A 20,566-nucleotide genomic window follows, 5' to 3' on the forward strand; every position below is an offset into this window, starting at 1 on the left:
CTACCCTCTGCCCGGTGACGGTGAGCACGGGGGTGCCGGTCGCGCCCGCGCCGCCGGGGGGAGGCCGGGGCTTCCGCGCGCTCTGGGCGGCGCAGGTCCTCTCCGTGCTCGGCGACTCCTTCTCCCAGCTCGCCGTGCCGCTGCTGGTGCTCGACGCGACCGGTTCGATCGCCACCGCCGGCCTGCTCACCGGCGCGTCCGGCGCGGCCGCGGTGGTCGCCGGCCTGTTCGCCGGCGTCGTCGTGGACCGCGTCGACCGGCGGGCGCTGCTGGTCGGCGCGGACGCGGCGCGGATGCTGCTGTTCGCGGTGGTCCCGCTGGTGTGGTGGCTGGCCCCGACCCCACCGGTCTGGCCGCTGTTCGTGCTGCTGCCGCTGGCCGCGGCGATCGGGATGGTGTTCCAGGTCGCCGCCGTCACGGCGGTGCGCGGCCTGGTCGACGGCGCGGAGCTGACCCGGGCGAACGGCCGGCTGCACGCCGGCACCGCCCTCGCGGCGGTCGTGGGGCCCGCGCTGGCCGGTGCCGTGTCCGGCTGGTGGGGCCCGGCCGGCGCGCTCGCCGTCGACGCCGCCAGCTTCGGCGTCTCCGGGGCGCTGCTGACGCTGGTACGCCTTCCCGCCCGTTGCGCCGCGACCGCCGACGCGGCGGGCCGCGCCGGGCCGTGGGCGGAGTTCCTCGCCGGGGCGCGGTTCCTGTGGCGTCACCGGGTGCTGCGCCCGCTGACCGCGCTGCTGACCGTCTTCCTCCTGCTCACCTACGGCATGGACGACGTGGTCGTCTACCACCTCAAGCACGGCCTGCACCAGCCCGACGGCACGGTCGGCCTGGTGCTCGCCGCCGGCGCCGCGGGCACGGTCACCGGGTCGCTGGGCGTCGCGCGGCTGCGCCGGCGGTTCGGCTTCGGGGCGTGCTGGATCGGCGCGACCGCGGCCACCGGCGGCGCGGTCGCGGCCCTCGCGTCGACCCGCCGGCCCGCCGAGGTCGGCGCGCTCGTGGCCGTCTACTTCGGCTGCCTCAGCGTCGGCGGCATCTGCTCGCTGTCGCTGCGCCAGGAGGTGACGCCGGAGCACCTGCTCGGCCGGGTCACCGCCGCGTTCTGGACGATCCACTTCTCCCTCGGCGGCGTCGGCGCGGCGGCGTTCACCTGGCTGGCCCAGCGCCACGGCGCGCCGGTGACCTTCGTCGTGGCCGGGGCCGGCGGGGTCGCGGTGGCCGTCTCCGCCCTGTGCACCGCCGTGCGCCGGGCCGGCGCGTAACCCGACGCGAACCGGCGCTTCCTACCGTCGCCCCACTCACATCCGACCGGTCCGATGGTGCCCAACCGCCGTGCGGAGATCCAGGGAGTGGAGGTCGCGACAGACATGACTGAGGTGTACGAACCGACGCGTCAGCCGGCCCGGTCCGGCCCCGACCCGGACGGGTCCCGCCGGGCCCCCACCTCGTTCGCCCAGGGGCGGCTGTGGCTGCTCAGCCAACTGGAGGAGGAGCGCAGCGCGTACAACGTGCTGGTGCCGCTGCGGTTCCGGGGTGACCTCGACGCGGCGGCCCTGACCGACGCGGTCACCGCGCTGGTCGCCCGGCACGAGGTGCTGCGCACGGTCTACCGGGCCGAGGCCGGCGAGCCGGTGCAGGTGGTCCGCCCCGCCGAGGTGGTGCCGGTGCCGCTGACCGACCTGTCCGCGCTGACCGACGACGACCGCGAGGAGGCCCTCGACGCCGCCTTCGAAGACGCCGAGACCCGCCCCTTCGACCTGGCCGAGGGCCCGGTGCTGCGCGCCCGGCTGCTGCGCGTCGCCGCCGACGAGCACGTCCTGCTGCTGAGCGTGCACCACATCGCCATCGACGCCCCGTCCACCCCGGTGCTCTACCGCGACCTCGCGGCCCTCTACCGGGCCGCCGCGACCGGTGCGCCGGCCGACCTGCCGCCGCTGGCCGTCCAGTACGCCGACCACGCCGCGCGGGAACGGGCGGCGCTGGCCGGCCCGCTGCGCGAACGGCAGCTCGCGTACTGGCGGGAGCGGCTGCGCGACCTGCCGGCCCTGGACCTGCCGACGGACCGGCCCGCCGCCGGCGCCTCCTCCACCGACGGCGGCTTCCGGCGCGCCGCCGTCGACCCGGCCCTGCTGCGCCGGGTCCGTGCCCTCGCCGACGCGTGCGGCGCGACCCTCCTCGACGCCGTGGTGGCCGGGGCGGGGCTGCTCATGCAGCGCTACGGCGGCCAGGACGACATCGCCCTCGGCACCGTGCACTCGCCCCGCGACCGCGCCGAGCTGGCCGACCTGATCGGCTTCTTCCCCAACACGGTGGTGCTGCGCGCCGACCTGTCCGGCGCGCCCTCGTTCACCGACCTGCTACGCCGGGCCGCCGCGACCACCCGCGACGCGTTCGCCCACGCCGACCTGCCGTTCGACGTGCTCGTCCAGGAACTGGCCCCGGCCCGCGAGGCCGGCCAGGCGCCGTTCTTCCGGGTGTACGTCAACGTCGACGACGCCACCGAGGGGCTGCCGGAGTTCGCCGGGCTGACCGCCGAGGCGATCCAGCCGGAGTTCACCACCGCCCGGTTCGACCTCGGCTTCGTGCTGCGCTGCGGCGGCGCCGAACCCGAGGTCGACAGCGTCTACCGCAGCGACCTGTTCGACGACGACACGATCGCCCGGATGCTCGACCACCTGGTGCGGCTCTGGGCGGCGGCGGTCGCCGAGCCCGACCGGCCGGTCACCGAGCTGACCATGCTCACCGACGCCGAGATCGACGACGCCGTGTGGCGGTGGAACGACACCGCCACCGACCTGCCCACCGACCGCTGCCTGCACCACCTGTTCGAGGAGCGTGCCGGCCGGCAGCCTGACCACCCCGCCGTCGTCTGCGGCGACACCACCCTCAGCTACGCCGAGCTGGAACGGCGGGCCAACCGGCTCGCCCACCGCCTCGTCGCCGCCGGTGTGGGACCCGACACCCTGGTCGGCATCTGCCTGCGCCGCAGCCCGGCCCAGCCGGTGGCGGTGCTCGCCGTGCTCAAGGCCGGCGCGGCGTTCGTGCCGCTGGACCCGGACTACCCGGCGCGGCGGCTGGAGTTCATGTGCCGCGACGCCGGCCTGTGGGGCGTGGTCACCGAGCCCGACCTCACCGACCGGCTCGCCGCCGCCGAACTCGACGCGGCCCGCCTCGTCGACGTGCACGACGACTCCGGCGACTGGCCGGCGACCCGCCCCGACACCCGCGTCACCCCGGACAACCTCGCGTACGTCATCTACACCTCCGGCTCCACCGGCGACCCGAAGGGCATCGCCCTGCGGCACCGGGGCGCGGTCAACAACTTCACCGACTTCAACACCCGCTTCGCCGTCGGCGCCGGCGACGCCCTGCTCGCCGTCTCCTCGCCCAGCTTCGACATGTCCGTCTACGACCTGCTCGGCACCGTCGGCGCGGGCGGCACCACCGTGCTGCCCACCCCCGACGAGATCCGCCAACCGGCGGCCTGGGCGCGGCTGGTCCGCGACCACCGGGTCACCGTGTGGCACTCCGCCCCGGCCCTGCTCGACCTGCTGCTGGAGCACCTGGAACGGCACGGCGAGACGGTGCCGACGGTGCGGCTGGCCCTGCTCGGCGGCGACTGGATCCCCGTCGGCCAGCCGGCCCGGCTGCGCGCCGTCGCCCCCGACGTGCGGTTCGTCGCCCTCGGCGGGGCCACCGAGGCGTCCATGGACTCGATCATCTTCGAGGTCGACGAGGTCGACCCGGCGTGGGCCAGCATCCCGTACGGCCGGCCCATGGCCAATCAGCGGGCGTACGTGCTGGACCGGTTCGGCCACCCGCAGCCCGTCGGCGTCCCCGGCGAGCTGCACCTGGCCGGGGCGGGGCTGGCCCGCGGCTACCTGGACCGGCCGGAGCTGACCGCCGAGCGGTTCGTCGTGCGTGACCTGCCCGGCGGCCGCCGCGAGCGGCTCTACCGCACCGGCGACCTGGCCCGGTACCGCCGCGACGGGGTGATCGAGCTGCTCGGCCGGATGGACTTCCAGGTGAAGATCCACGGCCTGCGGATCGAGGCCGGCGAGATCGAGTCGGCGCTGCGCCGCTGCCCGGAGGTCACCGAGGCGGTCGTGGTGGCCCGGGGCACCCCCGGCCACACCACCCTCGCCGCGTACCTCACCGCCGCCGCGCCGGTGGACACCGAGGCCCTGCGCGCGGCGCTCGGCGAGCGGCTGCCCGCCCACATGGTGCCCGCCGCCATCGTCGTGCTCGACGCGTTCCCCACCACCCCCAACGGCAAGGTCGACCGCCGGGCCCTCGCCACCCGGGACGTCGCCGGCCCGGCCGCCGGGGGCGGCGAGGCGCCGCGCGACGACTGCGAGCGGCGCATCGCCGCCGTGTGGCGCGACGTCCTCGGCGTCGACGACGTCACCATCGACGACAGCTTCTTCGCCCTCGGCGGGGACTCCTTCGCCGCCGTGCGCACCATGGTCGCCCTGGACAACCCGGTGCCCGTGGTGGAGCTGTTCAAGAACCCGACGATCCGGGGCCTCGCCGAGCGGATCCGAACCGGCGCCGGCGGCGGCACCGGCGAGCTGCTGCACGAGCTGACCCCGCCCGGCCGCCCCGCCACCACCACCGTGGTCTGCCTGCCGTACGGCGGGGGCAACGCGATCGCGTACCGGCCGCTGGCGCAGGCGCTGCCCGAGCGGTTCCGGCTGCTCGCCCTCAACCAGCCCGGCTACGACACCGGCGGCGACCCGGCCGACTTCCTCGACTTCGACGAGGTGGTGCGGCGGTGCGTCGACGAGGTCACCCGCCGCGTCGACGGTCCCGTCGTCGTCTACGGCCACTGCGCCGGCACGGTCATGGCCACCGCCGTGGCCCGGGGCCTGGAGGCCGCCGGGGCGGACCTGCGCGAGCTGTACCTGGCCGCGTCGCTGCCCGCCGAGGACCCCGACGCCGCCCTCGCCGCCGAGCGGGCCACCTCCGACGAGGAGTGGGCCGGCTACCTGACCCGCCTCGGCGGGTTCTCCGGCGCGCTGGACTGGGCGGCCGTGGAACACATGATGACCGCCGGCCGGCACGACCACGTCGGCGCGATGAACCACCTGCGCCGCTGCTGGGCCGAGCCCCCCGCCCCGGTACGGGCCCCCACCGTCGCCATCTTCGGCGACGCCGACCCCGCCACCGAGGGCTTCACCGAGCGTCACCGCGACTGGTGCCGCCTCGTGCGCGACGTCTCCGTGGCGGTCGTCCCCGGCGGCGAGCACTACTTCGTCCGGGACCGGGCCCCGGAGATCGCCGTGCTCATCGACCGCGACCACCCGGCCACCGGCCGGACCGAGGAGGTCTGAGAATGTCCACCACCGACCCGATGGGCGAGCTGCTCGACGCCGGGCTGCACCAGCTCGCCACCACCGACCCCCGGCTGCACGAGGTGCTCGTCGGCGAGCAGCTGCGCCAGGCCGGCACCCTGTCCCTCGTCGCGTCCTGCTCCCCGGTCGACCCGTCGGTGCTGGCCAGCCAGGCGTCCGCCGCCGTCAACGTCACCGCCGAGGGCTACCCGGGCCGCCGCTACCACGCCGGCTGCGAGGTGATCGACGGCATCGAGCAGCTCGCCATCGACCGGGCCCGGCGGGCCTTCGGCGCGCGCTACGCCAACGTGCAGCCGCACTCGGCGACGACCGCCAACTACGCGGTGCTGTCCAGCCTCCTGGAGCCCGGCGACACCCTGCTCGGCATGGCCCTCGACAAGGGCGGCCACCTCACCCACGGCAGCCCCGCCGCGTACGCGGGCCGGTACTTCCGGGCCGTCGGGTACGGCCTCGACGACGCCGGCCTCATCGACTACGCCGAGGTGGAGCGCCTCGCCAGGGAGCACCGGCCGAAGGTGATCGTGTGCGGGGCGACCGCGTACCCCCGGCAGATCGACTTCGCCCGGTTCCGCCGCATCGCCGACCGGGTCGGCGCGTACCTGCTGGCCGACATCTCGCACACCGCCGGGCTGGTCGTCGCCGGCCTGCACCCCAGCCCGATCGACCACGCCCACCTGACCACCACCTGCACCCACAAGCAGCTCTACGGCCCGCGCGGGGGGCTGATCCTCGCCGGCCGGGACGCCGACGCCCCCGCCCCCCGGGGCAAGGGCACCCTCGCCCAGTTCGTCCAGCGCACCGTGTTCCCGTACTTCCAGGGGGCCCCGGTGCTCAACGCCATCGCGGCGAAGGCCCGCGCCCTGGACATCGCCACCGGCCCCGAGTTCCGGGCCACCGCCCGGCGGATCGTCGCCGACGCCCGGGCGATGGCGGCGGCCCTGGCCGACCTCGGCTACGCGGTGGTCTCCGGCGGCACCGACAACCACATCGTCCTGATCGACCTGTCCGCCCGCCCGATGACCGGCCTGGTGGCCGAGCTGGCGCTGGAGGAGTGCCACATCGTCGTCAACAAGAACCGGGTGCCCCGGGACACCACCCCGGCGCTGGTCACCGCCGGCCTGCGGCTGGGCACCAACAGCATCGCCGCCCGGGGCATGGGCACCGACGCGGCCGTCGCCTGCGCCGAGCTGATCGACCTGGTGCTGTCGGCCGTCGAGCCGTACTCCGACCGCGAGTACCACCTGCCGGCGGCCGTGCGGGAGCTGGCCCGGCAGCGGGTGGCGCGGCTCTGCGCCGCCCACCCCATCCCCGGCTACCCGATCCCGGCCCCGCAGCGGGAGCTGACCGTCGCCGGCCGCTGAGCGGCCCCCGGCGGCGGGCCGGCCGTACGTCGACCCCAGGCCGGCCCGCCGCCACCCCACGCCCTACGGAAGGAGAGTCGAGATGCACAAGCGGATGAGGTTCGTGGCCGTCAACGGCTCGGAGCGCACCGACGGCAACACCCGTGAGGTGCTGGGCCACGCCGCCGAGCTGCTGGCCGGCCACGGCGTCGACCTGGAGGTGATCAACCTCGGCGAGAAGAAGCTGACCGGCTGCGGCCCCTGCGGCGACTGCAACTCCCGCTGCGAGCCGTGCGTCGTCACCGGCGACGACGTGCCCGAGATCGTCGACCGGATGGCGCTGGCCGACGGGATCATCTGGGCCGCGCCCGTGCACGGCTTCGGCCCGGCCACCACCATGCAGGCGTTCATCGAGCGGGCCGGGGTCGGCTACCTGCGGTTCCAGCGCCCCCTGACCAACAAGGTCGGCGGGGTGGTGGTGATCGGCCGCCGGTACAGCCACACCGAGGTCTACAACCAGCTCGTCGCCAACGTGCTGCTCAACCGGATGGTCATGGTGGGGAGCGGCTTCCCGGCCATCCTCTACGGCAACCACCGGGGCGAGGCGCTCGCCGACACCGAGGGCGTGGAGATGCTCGACCGGATGCTGCACCGGATGGTGGCGATGGCCCGGCTGCTCGCCGAGCACCGCGAGCTGACCGGCCGCGACGCGCTCGCCACCGACCACGCCAACGAGCGCGACGACCGCTGGTTCGCCCGCCGCTACGCCACCGCGGGGCAGGCGTGAGGACCATGGCGCCGCCCCGGGGCTGGGCGTCCTGCGCCCGGCGCCGGCCCACCGCGCGGGTCCGGCTCTACTGCTTCCCGTACGCCGGGGGCGGGCTGGCCGCGTACCAGCCGTGGGCGGCCCGGCTGCCCGACTCGGTCGAGGTGTGGACGGTCTGCCTGCCGGGGCGGGAACACCGCCTCGACGAGGCCGCCCGCACCGACCTGACCGGCCTCGTCGACGAGCTGCGCGCGGCGCTCGCCCCGCAGCTCGCCGGGCCGCCCGCCCCGGTGGCGTTCTTCGGGCACAGCCTCGGGGCGCTGCTGGCGTACGAGCTGGCCCGCGCCCTGCGCGCGCACGGCGACCGGGAACCGGCGGCGCTGGTGCTCTCCGGCCGCGCCGCCGCCCACCATCCGCCCCGGCGGCGCATGCACACCCTCGACGACGACGCCTTCGTCGCCGCCGTGCGGTCGCTCGGCGGGGCGCCCTCGGCGGCCCTGGAGCACCCGGAGCTGCGCGAGCTGTGCCTGCCGACGCTGCGCGCGGACATCACCGCCGCCGAGACGTACCGGCACCGGCCCGGCCCGCCGCTGGACTGCGCGATCACGAGCTGGGCCGGCGACGCCGACGAGGGGGTGCCGCCGGACGCGGTCGCCGAGTGGGCCCGGCACACCCGGGGGCCGACGCGGCACCGGCGCTTCCCCGGCGGCCACTTCTTCCCCTGGTCCGCCCCCGGGGTCCTGGCCGCGCTCGCCGAGGACATCGGCCTGCAAGGAAGGCCCCCTGTTAACGCCTGCGCACCGGCTGCCGGCTGACAGCTGGCCGACAGTTGCCTCAACACCTCGTGACATATAGATAGGCTTCCATTTCCTGCTACGTGTTATGGGGTGTGCGGCGAAATGCGACACAGCCTGCCCTCGTGCGGGGATCTCCAGGGGGAATGACTCTGCCGCGAACGTGAGGAAGGAAGTGGGCGGATGCACCTCGGACAGGTCGTGCGTATCGTCGTGGCCATGGGGGCGGCGCTCACCGCCGCATCGGCCATCGCCGCGACGCCGGCATCGGCGGCCCCTTCTCCTGCCCCGGCAGCACCATCGGCGTCGACCGACTCAACGGACAGGCCGTCCCTGCTGAGCCGGCAGGCCCGCTCGGATGCGGAGTTGCGTGAACAGATCGCGCTCCAGATGACGATCGCCCCGGGGGGCAAGCGGGTGGCCCGCAACGAGGTCTCCTATGACAACGGCAGGTTCGTGGTGACCTACGCCTTGCCTGGGCAGGTCGCCCTCGGCGTCGCCGACTGTCCGTCCGGGTGGTTCTGCTTCTACGAGAACATCAATTTCGGCTACCCGCGAGGCAGGCTCTCGGACTGCGGCCAGCAGTATCTCGGAGACTACGGCTGGAACAACCGCGTGTCCTCGGCTGACAACAGCACCACCACCCCGATCAACTACCAGGACATCTCCCACTTCTACCTTTTCACCAACTACAACCCCGGGGCGATCGCCTATGTCGGGGACGCGGCGAACGACAAGGCAGCGTTCGTGTACCGATACTGCTGACCTCGCTGAGAGCCTCCCCCGAGGGGTTCTGCAGCCTCCCCGAGGGGACGGCTGATTCACGTGGTTTGCGTGCGAACGGACAGGAACTCCTCGACGAGGGCGTGGAAGCAGGCCGGACGGTCGATCTCGACGTGGTGTCCGGCGCCGGGCAGCACCGCCACCCGCGCCGACGGCAGGCCCGCGCCGAACGCCGCCATCCGGTCGCCGGCCAGCAGCGTGCCCGCGACGTCCGGGTCGCCGGCCACGGCGAGGGTGGGGGTGGCGATCCGCCGCAGCAGGCCGACCCAGTCGACCTCGCCCTGCTCGGCGTCCACCATCGCCCGGAACACCCCGTCGGCGGTGCCGGCGAGGGACTCGGCGATCATCCGTCGCCAGCCCGGGGTACGGGTCGCGGTGGCCGGCAGCGCGGCGACGATCTCGTCCAGCGGCCGGCGGGCCAGCCGCCAGGACCGGGCCATGTCGGCGCGCACGGGCGGCCAGTCGCCGGGGAGCAGCACCGGCGGCTCCACGGCCACCAGCCGCCGGATCCGGGCCGGCCGGCCCGCGTCGCCCCCGCCGGTCGTCCCGGCGGCGACGTGCAGCGCCACCGCCGCGCCGAGGGAGTGCCCCAGCAGGTCCACCTCCGGCCCGATCGCGGCCAGCGCCACCCGTACGTCCGCCGCGTAGTCGACGAACCGGTACCCGGTCGACGGGCGGTCGCTGTCGCCGTGTCCCCGCAGGTCGAGGCAGTAGACGGTGCGGTCGGCGGACCAGCGGCGGGCGCAGTCGGCGAACGTGCGCCACGACTCCCAGATGCCGTGCAGCACCACCAGGGGTGGCCGGTGCTCCGGCCCCGGCCAGCGCGCGGCGTGCAGCCGTACGCCCGCGCCGGGCAGGCGCACGTGTCTCGTCCCGTCAGCCATCGGTTTCTCCTTCGCCTCGGTCCCGCCGGGCCGCCGCGCGGTCGCGCTCAGCCGCGCGGGGCGGTCGCGGTTCGCTGCGCGGGACACCTGCCCGCGCGGTGCGTCAGGGTGCCCCCGCCGGGTGCGCCACCGGTTACGCGGCCGGCCCGGGGCCCGGCAGCCGGCCAGGTCAACCGGCCCCGGGGCGGGAGGCGGGCGCACACCGCGCGGGCGTAACCGGGGCCTAACTGCCCCTTCCTACCGTGGCCGGATCATCCGCACCGGTGCGTGCACCCACGCCTTCCGGCCCGGCCGGCGAGGCGAGAGAGGAGTTACGGTGACGACTTCGCTGCCCATCGGCGACACGTCCCCCGGTCGTCCGGGGACCGAGCGGCCCGGGACGGCGGCCGGGTCGGCCCGCGAGCTTTGGCGACAGCACCTGGCCGGCGCCACCGCCGCCGTGGAGCTGCCGCTGGACCGGCTACGCCCACCCGAGCGGGAGTACACCCCCGCCCGGGTGCCGGTGCCGGTCGCCCCGCGTACCCTCGCCGCGCTGGCCGACCTCGACGTCACACCGCCGGTCGGCTGGCTCGCGGCGCTCGTCGCGCTGCTGGTCCGCTACGGCGCCGAGACCGACCTGGTCGTGGGGATGCCCGCTGGCGACGCGGAGGCGACGGCCCGTCGGGTGCGCGTCCCGGTCGGCGCGAGCTACCGGGCCCTCATCCGGCAGGTCGAGTCCGCCGAGGCCAACGCCAACCGGCTGCCGCCCCTGCCGCTGGCCGAGGTGGGCCGGCTGGTCCGGCCCGACGACGTGCCCGGCGCCGCGGCCCCGTTCCCGGTCGGCTTCCACCCCGCCGCCGCGGGCGGTCCGGTCCCGGTCTGGCCGGGCGCGGACCTGACCCTGGCGCTCGGCCCGGACGGCGCGCCGAGCCTGCACTACGACGCGACGCTGTTCACCGCCGCCACCGCCGGCCGGCTCGCCGACCACCTGGCGACCCTGCTCGGCTCCCTGGTGGCCGCCCCCGACCGCCCGGTGTCCCGGGCCACCCTGCTGCCCGCCGCCGAACGCCGGCGGATGCTCGTCGACTGGAACGACACCCGCGTCGACTTCACCGACGAGCGGCCCTGGGCCGACCGGGTCGCCGACCTGGCGGCCCGCCGACCGGACGCGCCGGCCGTGCGCGACCGGGGCGTACGCCTCAGCTTCGCCCAGCTCGACGCGGCGGCGAACCGGCTCGCCCGGCACCTGCGCGCCGGCGGCCTGCCCGACGGGGGCCGGGTCGGGCTCTACCTGGAGCGCGGCACCGCCGCCGTGGTCGCCACCCTGGCCGTGCACCGCGCCGCCGCAGCGGTGGTGCTGCTCGACCCCGGGCAGCCGGGCAGCCGCACCGAGCTGATGCTCGCCGAGACCCGCCCCGACGTCGTGGTCACCCTCGACGGCCTCCTCGACGACCTGCCCGGCCAGGTGGCCCGGCGGGCCGTGTGCCTGGACCGCGACGCCGCCGACATCGACGCCCGGGAGGCGACCGCCCCGGAGGTGGCCGCCCCGGGGCCCGACGCGGTGTGCCAGATCGCCTACACCTCCGGCTCCACGGGCGCGCCGAAGGCCGTCCGGCAGCGCCACCGCACCCTGGTCAACCTGGCCAACTGGACGTGCCGGGCGTACGGGGTGGGCCCCGAGGACCGGGCCAGCTGGGTCTCCGCGCCCGGCTTCGGCATCGGACTGCTGGAGTGGATGCCGTTCCTCGCCTGCGGCGCGGAGATCACCATCGCCGACGCGCGCACCACGGCCAGCCCCACCCGGCTGCGGGACTGGCTGGTGGCCCGGGGCGTCACCCACGCCCTGGTGCTCAACCGGCTGGCCGAGCGCCTCGCCGGGTTGTTCTGGCCGGACCGGTCCGCGCTGCGGTTCCTCGTCGCGGTCGGCGAACCGCTGCGCCACTGGCCGAGCCCGGCCCTGCCGTTCGAGGTGGTCGCCTGCTACGGGGCCACCGAGGTCGGCGCGGCCACGAGCTGCTACGACCGGGGCTCCGGAGTGCGGTGCACCTCCCGCGGCGTCGCCGAGGACGAGCGGGCCGTCCGGCTGCCCAGCGCCGGCCGCCCCATCGCCAACATGCGGCTGTACGTGCTGGACCGGCACCGCGAGCCCGTGCCCGCCGGCGTGGCCGGCGAGCTGCACGTGGCCGGCGCCGGCCTGGCCGCCGGCTACCTGGCCCGCCCCGAGTGCGACGCCGAGGCGTTCGTGCGCAACCCGCTGCCGGAGGAGCCGGAGCCGGTGTTGTACCGCACCGGCGACCTGGCCCGCTACCGGCCCGACGGCACCGTGGAGATCCTCGGCCGGGCCGACGCCGTGGTCCGCGTCGCCGGCCGCCGGGTGACCCTCACCGAGGTGGAGGCCGCGCTGACCGCCGACGGGACGGTCCGGGAGGCGGCCGTGCTGGCCCGCCCCGGCCGGGACGGGCGACCCCGGCTCGTCGCGTACGTCGTGCCCGCCGACGAGGCCGCGTTCTCCACCCGGGAGTTGCGCGAGGGGCTGGCCAACCGGCTCCCGTCGCACCTGCTGCCGGGCGCGATCGTGCGGCTCGCCGGCCTGCCCTGCCTGCCCAACGGCAAGCTGGACCGGGCCGCCCTGCCCGCCCCGCCCGCCCCGGTCAGCGACGCCCCGTACGTGGCGCCGCGCAGCGAGCTGGAACGCGACCTCGCCGACCTGTGCGCGGAGGTGCTCGGCGTGGAGCGGATCGGCGTCGAGGACGACCTGACCGGCGCGGCCACGCCGCAGCGGCTCCGCCAGGCGGTGTCCGCCCTGGCCGCCAGCCGGTACGGCGTCGACCTCGCGCCCGACCGGGTCGCCTCGGTGGCCCGCGCGGCGGCGCTGATCGAGGCCGCCCGGGTCGACCAGCCGACCGACGACGAAGGCTACGACGGCGACGAGGGCTACGACGGCGACGACGAACCGTTCGGCGACCTGCCGCCGATGGCCCACCACCCCGACGACCGGTACGAGCCGTTCCCGCTCACCGACACGCAGCAGGCGTACTGGATCGGCCGCAGCGACGCCGTCGAGCTGGGCAGCGTCGGCTGCCACGGCTACTGGGAGTGGTGCAGCGGGGACCTGGACGTCGACCGGTTCCGGGCGGCGTGGGCGCGGGTGCTGCAACGGCACGACATGCTGCGCGCGGTGATCCGCCCCGACGGCACCCAGCGGGTGCTGGCCGACCCCCCGGCGTACGAGATCCCGGTGCTGGACCTGCGCGACCGTGACCCGGCCGACGCCGACCGGGCGGTGGCCGAGCTGCGCGATCACCTGTCCCACCACGTGGCCCCGGCGGACACGTTCCCGCTGTGGGACGTGCGGCTCACCCTGCTGCCCGACGGGCGGGGACTGATCCACCTCGGCCTGGACCTGCTCATCATCGACGCCTGGAGCTACTTCCAGATCCTCGTGCCCGACCTGGTCACGTGCTACGAGGACCCGGCGGCCGAGCTGCCCGAGCCGGGGCTGTCCTTCCGTGACTACGTGCTCGCCGCCGAGGTGGCGCTGGAGCGGTCGGAGGCGTACCAGCGGTCGAAGCGGTACTGGCTGGACCGGATCGAGCGGGGCCTGCCGGCCGCGCCGGAGCTGCCCCGCGCCGCCGGGGCGGCCGAGGTGACCGACGTGCGGTTCACCCGCCGGGAGCACCGGCTCGACCCGGCCGCCTGGGCGACGCTGAAGGAGCGGGCGCACGCCGTCGGGGCCACCCCGTCGGGCGTCGTCGTCGCCGCGTTCGCCGAGGTGCTGCGGGCGTGGAGCGACAACGACCAGTTCACGATCAACTTCCCGCTGTTCAACCGGCTGCCGCTGCACCCCGACGTGGACAAGCTGATCGGCGACTTCACCACCACCAGCCTGCTGGCCGTCGAGAAGGTCGACGGCACGTTCGCCGACCGGGCCCGCTCCCTGCAGCAGCAGCTCTTCGAGGACCTGGAACACCGCCACTTCGGCGGCGTACGGGTGATGCGGGAGCTGGCCCGACGCCAGCGCGGTCAGGTGCGGGCCGCGTTCCCGGTCGTGGTGACCAGCCTGCTGGGGCAGCCGCCCCGGCACTTCACCACCGCCCTCGGCGAGGCCAGCCACACCAGCACCCAGACCCCGCAGGTGACGCTGGACTTCCAGGTCTCCGAGGTGGCCGGGGCGCTGCACTTCAGCTGGGACACCATCGACGAGGTGTTCCCCGCCGGGATGCTCGCGGACATGTTCGGCGCGTACTGCGGGCTGCTGGACCGGCTCGTCGCCGAGCCGCGCAGCTGGCGCAGCGAGCGCTTCGCGCTGGTGCCCGAGCACCAGCTCGCCGTGCGCCGGGAGGTCAACCGCACCGACGCGCCGGTGCCGGACACGCTGCTGCACGCACCGGTCGCCGCGCACGCCGCCGCCCGCCCCGACGCCCCGGCGGTGATCTGCGGCGACACCGTGCTCACGTACCGGGAGCTGGACCGGCGGGTCAACCAGGTCGGCCGGCTGCTGCGCGACGGCGGGGCCCGGCCGAACGAGCTGGTCGCCGTGGTCATGGAGAAAGGCTGGGAGCAGATCGTCGCCGCGCACGGCGTGCTCGCCGCCGGGGCGGCGTACCTGCCGATCGACGCGCAGGTGCCCACCGAGCGGCTGCACCACCTGCTGCGCGACGGCGAGGTGTCCACCGTCCTCACCCAGGCGGCCGTCGACCCGGGCGTCGAATGGCCCGACGGGGTGCGCCGGCTGCGCGTCGACGCCGACTTCGACGACGTCGACCCAACCCCGCTCGCCCCCGTCCAGGCGGTCACCGACCTGGCGTACGTCATCTACACCTCCGGCTCCACGGGGAAGCCGAAGGGGGTGATGGTCGACCACCGGGGCGCGGCGAACACCATCTGCGACGTCAACCGCCGCTTCGGCGTCGGCCAGGACGACCGGTGCCTGGCCGTGTCCGGCCTGCACTTCGACCTGTCCGTCTACGACGTGTTCGGCATCGTCGCGGCCGGCGGCACGGTGGTCGTGCCCACGCCGACGCCGAACCCCGACCCGCAGCAGTGGGCCGAGCTGGTCCGCCGGCACGAGGTCACCTTCTGGAACTCGGTGCCGGCCCTGCTGGAGATCCTGGTCAGCCATGTCGAGGGCACCGGGGAGACCCTGGCCCCGCTGGCGCTGACCGTGCTGGCCGGCGACTGGATCCCGCTGACCCTGCCCGACCGGGTGCGCGCCGTCGCACCGGGCATCCGGGTGATCGGCTCCGGCGGGCCGACGGAGACCTGCGTCTGGTCGGTGATCAACCCGATCGGCGAGGTCGACCCGGCCTGGCCGAGCATCCCGTACGGGCGGCCGATGAGTAACCAGCGCTACCACGTGCTGGACGCCCGCGGCGACCACCGTCCCGTGTGGGTGCCCGGGGAGATCCACATCGCCAGCGAGGTCGGCCTGGCGCGCGGCTACTGGCGCGACCCGGAGCGCACCGACGCCCAGTTCGTCCGGGACCCGGCCACCGGGGAACGCAGGTACGCCTCCGGGGACCTCGGCCGCTACCTGCCCGACGGCAGCATCGAGATCCTCGGCCGCACCGACTTCCAGGTGAAGATCCAGGGCCACCGGATCGAGCTGGGCGAGGTCGAGGCGGCGCTGGCCGAGCATCCGGCGGTGGACCGGGCGGTCGCCGTGGCCGCCGGGGCCACCCCGCAGACGCTGCGGCTGGTCGCGTACGTGACCCCGGCGCGGCCGGACGCGCCGCCGGAGCCGGCGGACGTGCTGGCCCACGTCGGCGCGAAGCTGCCCCGGTACCTGGTGCCGGGCGCCCTGACCGTGCTGGAGCGGCTGCCGCTGACCGGCAACGGCAAGGTGGACCGGCGGGCGCTGACCGAGGCGACCGTCGGCCGCGACGACGAGCAGGACTTCACCGCCCCCGAGGGGCCGGTCGAGCAGCTGCTCGCCGAGGTGTGGGCCGAGCTGCTCGGCGTCGACCGGGTCGGCCGGCACGACCACTTCTTCGCCCTCGGCGGCAACTCCGTCATCGCCACCCAGCTGGTGTCCCGGATCCGGGAGCTGACCGGCGGCGAGTTGCCGCTGCGGGCCGTGTTCACCGGTCCGACGGTGGCCGAGGTGGCCGCCACCCTGCTCGACGACCCGGAGCAGGGCGAGGGGGTGGCCGCCGCCGCGCGGCTGCTCGCCGAGCTGGGCGAGGCCGACGACCTGGCCGAGTTCCTGGAGTGACCGCCCGGGCGGGCGCGCCGCGCCGGCGGCGCGTCCGCCCCGGGTCCGTCGTACCCACCCCTGCCGGCCCACGGCCGGCCGACCAGCCTGGAGCCACCCATGCCCATCACCGGCGTCGACCACGTCATGCTCGCCGTACCCGACCTCGACGCGGCCCGGGCCGCGTTCACCGCCTGCTTCGACCGCCCGTCGCGCCCCGGCAGCCGCCACCCCGGCTGGGGTACGACCAACGCGGTCCTCCGGTTTGCCGACAGCTACCTCGAACTGATCACCGTCGTGGACCGCGCCGAGGCGGCGGGCCGGCCGGCGAGCCGGCGGATGACCGGGGTGAGCGACGCCGGTGGCGGCTGGGTGTCCGCCGTCCTGGCCGCCGAGGACCTGCCGGCGACCTGCGCCGCCCTGGCCGACCGGGGCGTGCCGGTCAGCCCGCCCCTGGACGGCGTGTCGGTGCGCCCCGACGGCCGGCGTCGACGCTGGCGGGTCGGCGCGCACGGGGAGGAGTTCCGCACCGGCCGGCTGCCGTCGCTCATCGAGTACCTCGACCCGTGGCCCGGGGCGGACCCCGACCCGGCCGAGCTGCGTCGCGGCGGCGTGCACGGCGTGGCCGGGGTGGACATCGCCGTCACCGACCTGCCCGCCGCCGCGGCCGAGTACGCCGTCCTGCTCGGCGGCCCGCCCGCCCTCGGCGACCGGTCCGCGACGTGGACGCTGCCCGACGGGCGGGTGCTGCGGCTGCTCGCCCCCGTCGGTTCTGCCGGACCCGCCGGCGTCGGCGACCCGGTCGCCGCCCACCTCGACCGGCTCGGCCCCGGCCTGTGCGCCGTCGCCCTCGCCGTCAACTCACCCGCCGCCGTGGCCGCTGCCGTGGCCGGTCGCGGCGTCGCCGTGCGGCCCGGCATCGACGGGGAGCCCGTGGTCGACCCGGCGGGGTGCGCCCCGATCCGGCTGGTCGCCGCCCGCCCCGCCCCGTCGCGGCGACCCGTCGTGACCGCCGGGGCGACCCGGTGACCGCCCCGACGGCGGCCGAGGCGTGCTCCGCCGCCACCGGCACGCCTGTCACCACCTCGGCCCCCGCCGGTGCCGGCACGCCGCCGCCCGGCGCGTGGCCCTCGCCGTTCCGCCCGCAGGACGCGGCGGCGGCCGGCGGGGAGCCCCGCTGGCTGATCGAGCAGTGGGTGGTCGCCCACGGCGACACCGTCTGGTTCACCGACCTGCGCCCCGCCGAGGGCGGCCGGGCCGTGCTGTGCCGGTGGACCGCCGCGAGCGGCGTCGTCGACGCCGTCCCCGCCGGGTTCAGCGCCCGCAGCCGGTTCCAGGAGTACGGCGGCCGACCGTTCACCGTCGTCTCCGCCGACGCGGCCGTCGTCTCCCGCGACACCGACCAGCGGCTGTACCTGGTGGCCGTCGGCCCCGACGCGGCGCCGCCGCGCCCGCTCACCCCGTGCTCCGACGGCCGCCACCGGTACGCCGAGGGCACCGTCGTCGGCGACGAGGTGTGGTGCGTGCGGGAGCGGCGCACCGGCCCCCGCACCACCGACGTGCTCCGCGACCTCGTCGCGGTGCCGCTGACCGGCCACGGCGACGCCGAGCCCCGGGTGCTGGGCGGCGGCGGCCACCGGTTCCTCGCCGGCCTGCGGGTCGCCCCGGACGGCCGGCACGCCGCGTGGCTCGGCTGGGACCACCCCGACATGCCGTGGGACGCGGCCCGGTTGCAGGTCGCCCCGATCGTCGACGGGCGGCTCGGCGGGCACCGGGTGCTGGCCGGCGGGGACGCCGAGGCGGTGTGCCAGGCCGAGTGGCTCGATGCCGGCACCCTGCTGGCGCTCACCGACCCCGACGGCTGGTGGAACCCGTACGCCATCGGGTTGGACGGCGACCGCCGGCCGCTGTGGCGCGGCGACCGCGAGGCCGGCGGCGCGCTGTGGCGGCCCGGGCAGACCTGGGCCGCGCCGCTGGCCGACGGCCGGATCGCCCTGGCCGTCACCGGCTGGTACGGGGACGGGGCCCGGCGACCCGACCCGGCCGCCCCGCGACCGCGCGCAGACGGGCCCCGGCACGGCACCCGGCTCGCGGTGCTCGACCCGGCCCGGGGCGTCCTCGACGAGCTGGACCTGCCGTACACGGTGTGGGGGCCCGTCAGCGCCGCCGGCACGACGGTGGCCGCGATGGCCGCCTCGCCCGACCGGCAGCCCGCCCTGGTCCGCGTCGACACGGCGACCGGGCGGGCCGACGCGGTGACCGGTGACCGCTACCACACCCCCGGCCCCGGCTGGCTGCCCGTCGGGGAGCACCGCCGGTTCCCGGTGCCCGGCGGCGAGGTGCACGCCGTCGTCTACCCGCCCCGCAACCCCGCCGTCGCCGCCGACCCGGGACACCGGCCGCCGCTGCTCGTCGTCGCCCACGGCGGCCCCACCGGGCGGGTCACCGACGCCTTCGACCCCGAGACGCTCCTGTTCACCAGCCGCGGGTACGCGGTCGCGCTGGTCGACTACGGCGGCTCCACCGGCTTCGGGCGGGCCTGGCGGGACCGGCTGCGCGGCGGCTGGGGCGTCGTCGACGTGGCCGACTGCGCGGCCGTCGCGCGGGCCCTGGCCGCCGAGGGGGCGGTCGACGGCGACCGGGTCGCCCTGCGTGGCGGCTCGGCCGGCGGCTGGACCACCTGCGCGGCGCTGACCAGCGTCGACACGTTCCGCTGCGGGGCCGCGTACTTCCCCGTGCTGGACCCGCTGGCGTGGGCCGAGGGGGAGACCCACGACCTGGAGTCGCACTACCTGCACGGCCTGATCGGGCCGCTGCCGGCCGCCCGGCCCACCTACGCCGACCGCGCGCCCGTCCACCGTGCCGCCCGCCTCGCCGGGCCGCTGCTGCTGCTTCAGGGAGAGGAGGACACCGTCTGCCCGCTCGCGCCGGCCGAACGGTTCGTCGCCGCGCTGGCCGACGCCGGGGCGCCCCACACCTACCTGCGGTTCCCCGGGGAGGGGCACGTGTTCCGGCAGGTCGGCTCGATCACCCGCGCCCTCGACGCCGAGCTGGCCCTGTACGCCTCGGCCCTGCGACCCCGCTGAGCCGACCCATCCGGAGGTACGACCATGACCACTCACGCGGTACCGACCGCCACCACGCCCCGACGGCGGGCGCGCACCGTCGCCACCACCGTCGCCGGGAACTTCATCGAGTACTTCGACTGGCTGATCTTCGGCCTGTACGCGCCGCTGATCGCCCAGCACTTCTTCCCCTCCGCCGACCCGCTCACCGCCCTGCTCGCGGTCTTCGTCGCGTACGCGACGGGCATGCTGTTCCGCCCGCTCGGCGGCATCCTGATGGGCGCGCTGGCCGACCGGCGGGGCCGCCGCCTCGCCCTGCTGCTGTCGATCACGCTGATGGGCGGCGGCAGCCTGGTCATCGGCCTGCTGCCCACGTACGCCGCCATCGGGGTGGCCGCCCCCGTGCTGCTGTTCCTCGCGCGGGCCGCCCAGGGGCTGTCGGCCGGCGGCGAGTGGCCGGCCGCCGTGTCGTACCTGATGGAGCTGGCCCCGCGCAGCCGGCGCTGCCTGTTCGGCAGCATCTTCGCGGTCAGCTCCGCCGCCGGCGGCCTCGCGGCGTCGGCGCTCGGCCTGGCGCTCAGCGCGACCGTCGGGTCGCAGGCCATGGCCGACTGGGCGTGGCGGGTGCCGTTCCTGGCCGGGGCGGCCCTGTCGGCGGTGCTGCTGGTGCTGCGCCGCCAGCTCGGGGAGAGCGAGGCGTTCGTCCGGGCCCGGCGCAGCGGCCCGCCGCCCGGCCTGCGCCGGCTCTGGCGCGACCACAAGGGTGCCGTCGTGGTCGCCGCGCTGTTCGTGGTCGGGGTGACCGTGCAGACGACCACCTGGACCACCGTCGCCCCGGCGCTGGCCCAGAGCCAGGCCGGGATGCCCGCCGACGCCGTCTACGCGGCGGTCACCGCCGCCATCGCCCTGTCCATCGTGGTGCTGATCCCGTTGGGCCTGCTCGCCGACCGGGTGGGCGTGCTGCCGATGCTCGGCGTCAGCGTCCTCGGCTTCGCGGTGGCCGGCCCGCTCGCCCTGAACGCCGCGTCCGGCGGCACCGGGCGGTTGGTGCTCTGCCTGTGCACGGGGCTGTTCTTCATGTCCTGCCTGACCGCGGTCCTGCCGAAGATCATGGCGTCGATGTTCCCCACCCACCTGCGGGCCAGCGGCATCGGCCTGCCGCACGCCGTGGCCAGCTCGCTGGCCGGCGGGCTCACCCCGGCCCTGGCGACCTGGCTGGCCGGGGCCGGTCGGCTCGACTGGTACCTGGGCCTGCTCACCGTGACCGCGCTGCTCGCCGGGGCGGCCGGCGTCCGGGCGGTCCGGCGGGCCCGACCGGACGACGAACTGCCGCAGACCCCGGCGCCGCCGGCGCCGCAGGACCGCGTCCTGGTCGGCTCGGCCCGCACCTGAGCCCGCGTGGGACGCGGCGCGT

The 20,566-nt window shown here is 76.4% G+C and carries 11 protein-coding genes; 10 read left to right on the plus strand and 1 reads right to left on the minus strand.

The genetic code is table 11. From position 1 onward, the window contains the following. Nucleotides 1-14 precede the first annotated feature (14 nt). The 6 genes from LPU61_RS22520 (at nucleotide 15) to LPU61_RS22545 (ending at nucleotide 9,013) form a co-directional block, all read left to right on the plus strand. Nucleotides 15-1,256, plus strand: a complete 1,242-nt coding sequence (locus tag LPU61_RS22520; protein WP_229406017.1) for an MFS transporter — start codon at nucleotides 15-17, stop codon at nucleotides 1,254-1,256. Nucleotides 1,257-1,361: 105 nt separating this feature from the next. Further along, nucleotides 1,362-5,327, plus strand: coding sequence for a non-ribosomal peptide synthetase (locus tag LPU61_RS22525; protein WP_229406018.1), 3,966 nt, complete (start codon nucleotides 1,362-1,364; stop codon nucleotides 5,325-5,327). Nucleotides 5,328-5,329: 2 nt separating this feature from the next. Beyond that, nucleotides 5,330-6,709: a serine hydroxymethyltransferase gene (gene glyA, locus LPU61_RS22530; protein WP_229406020.1), complete on the plus strand. Its 1,380-nt coding sequence runs from the start codon at nucleotides 5,330-5,332 to the stop codon at nucleotides 6,707-6,709. An 82-nt stretch (nucleotides 6,710-6,791) separates the two neighbouring features. Further along, nucleotides 6,792-7,475 carry a flavodoxin family protein gene (locus tag LPU61_RS22535; protein WP_043968539.1) on the plus strand — a complete coding sequence of 228 codons (684 nt, stop codon included), beginning with the start codon at nucleotides 6,792-6,794 and terminating at the stop codon, nucleotides 7,473-7,475. Nucleotides 7,476-7,480: 5 nt separating this feature from the next. Then, nucleotides 7,481-8,269 carry a thioesterase II family protein gene (locus LPU61_RS22540; RefSeq protein WP_229406072.1) on the plus strand — a complete coding sequence of 263 codons (789 nt, stop codon included), beginning with the start codon at nucleotides 7,481-7,483 and terminating at the stop codon, nucleotides 8,267-8,269. 162 nt (nucleotides 8,270-8,431) lie between these two features. Then, complete coding sequence (locus LPU61_RS22545) at nucleotides 8,432-9,013, plus strand: peptidase inhibitor family I36 protein (RefSeq protein ID WP_229406021.1); 582 nt, start codon at nucleotides 8,432-8,434, stop codon at nucleotides 9,011-9,013. Between the two features lie 56 nt (nucleotides 9,014-9,069). Here LPU61_RS22545 and LPU61_RS22550 read toward each other — a convergent pair whose 3' ends face one another. Further along, nucleotides 9,070-9,915, minus strand: coding sequence for an alpha/beta fold hydrolase (locus tag LPU61_RS22550; RefSeq protein ID WP_229406023.1), 846 nt, complete (start codon nucleotides 9,913-9,915; stop codon nucleotides 9,070-9,072). Between the two features lie 316 nt (nucleotides 9,916-10,231). Between LPU61_RS22550 and LPU61_RS22555 the strand changes: the two genes are divergently transcribed. The 4 genes from LPU61_RS22555 to LPU61_RS22570 all read left to right on the plus strand — a co-directional run bounded on the left by LPU61_RS22555 (nucleotide 10,232) and on the right by LPU61_RS22570 (nucleotide 20,544). Further along, nucleotides 10,232-16,108 carry a non-ribosomal peptide synthetase gene (locus LPU61_RS22555; RefSeq protein WP_229406024.1) on the plus strand — a complete coding sequence of 1,959 codons (5,877 nt, stop codon included), beginning with the start codon at nucleotides 10,232-10,234 and terminating at the stop codon, nucleotides 16,106-16,108. A 99-nt stretch (nucleotides 16,109-16,207) separates the two neighbouring features. Beyond that, complete coding sequence (locus LPU61_RS22560) at nucleotides 16,208-17,116, plus strand: VOC family protein (RefSeq protein ID WP_229406025.1); 909 nt, start codon at nucleotides 16,208-16,210, stop codon at nucleotides 17,114-17,116. Further along, nucleotides 17,113-19,173 carry a prolyl oligopeptidase family serine peptidase gene (locus tag LPU61_RS22565; protein WP_229406026.1) on the plus strand — a complete coding sequence of 687 codons (2,061 nt, stop codon included), beginning with the start codon at nucleotides 17,113-17,115 and terminating at the stop codon, nucleotides 19,171-19,173. Before LPU61_RS22560 ends, LPU61_RS22565 begins: the two co-directional genes overlap by 4 nt. A 24-nt stretch (nucleotides 19,174-19,197) precedes the next feature. Then, nucleotides 19,198-20,544 carry an MFS transporter gene (locus LPU61_RS22570; protein ID WP_229406027.1) on the plus strand — a complete coding sequence of 449 codons (1,347 nt, stop codon included), beginning with the start codon at nucleotides 19,198-19,200 and terminating at the stop codon, nucleotides 20,542-20,544. Nucleotides 20,545-20,566: the final 22 nt, after the last annotated feature.

It is taken from the genome of Micromonospora sp. NBRC 110038 (genome assembly GCF_020884815.1).
Lineage (GTDB): Bacteria > Actinomycetota > Actinomycetes > Mycobacteriales > Micromonosporaceae > Micromonospora > Micromonospora haikouensis.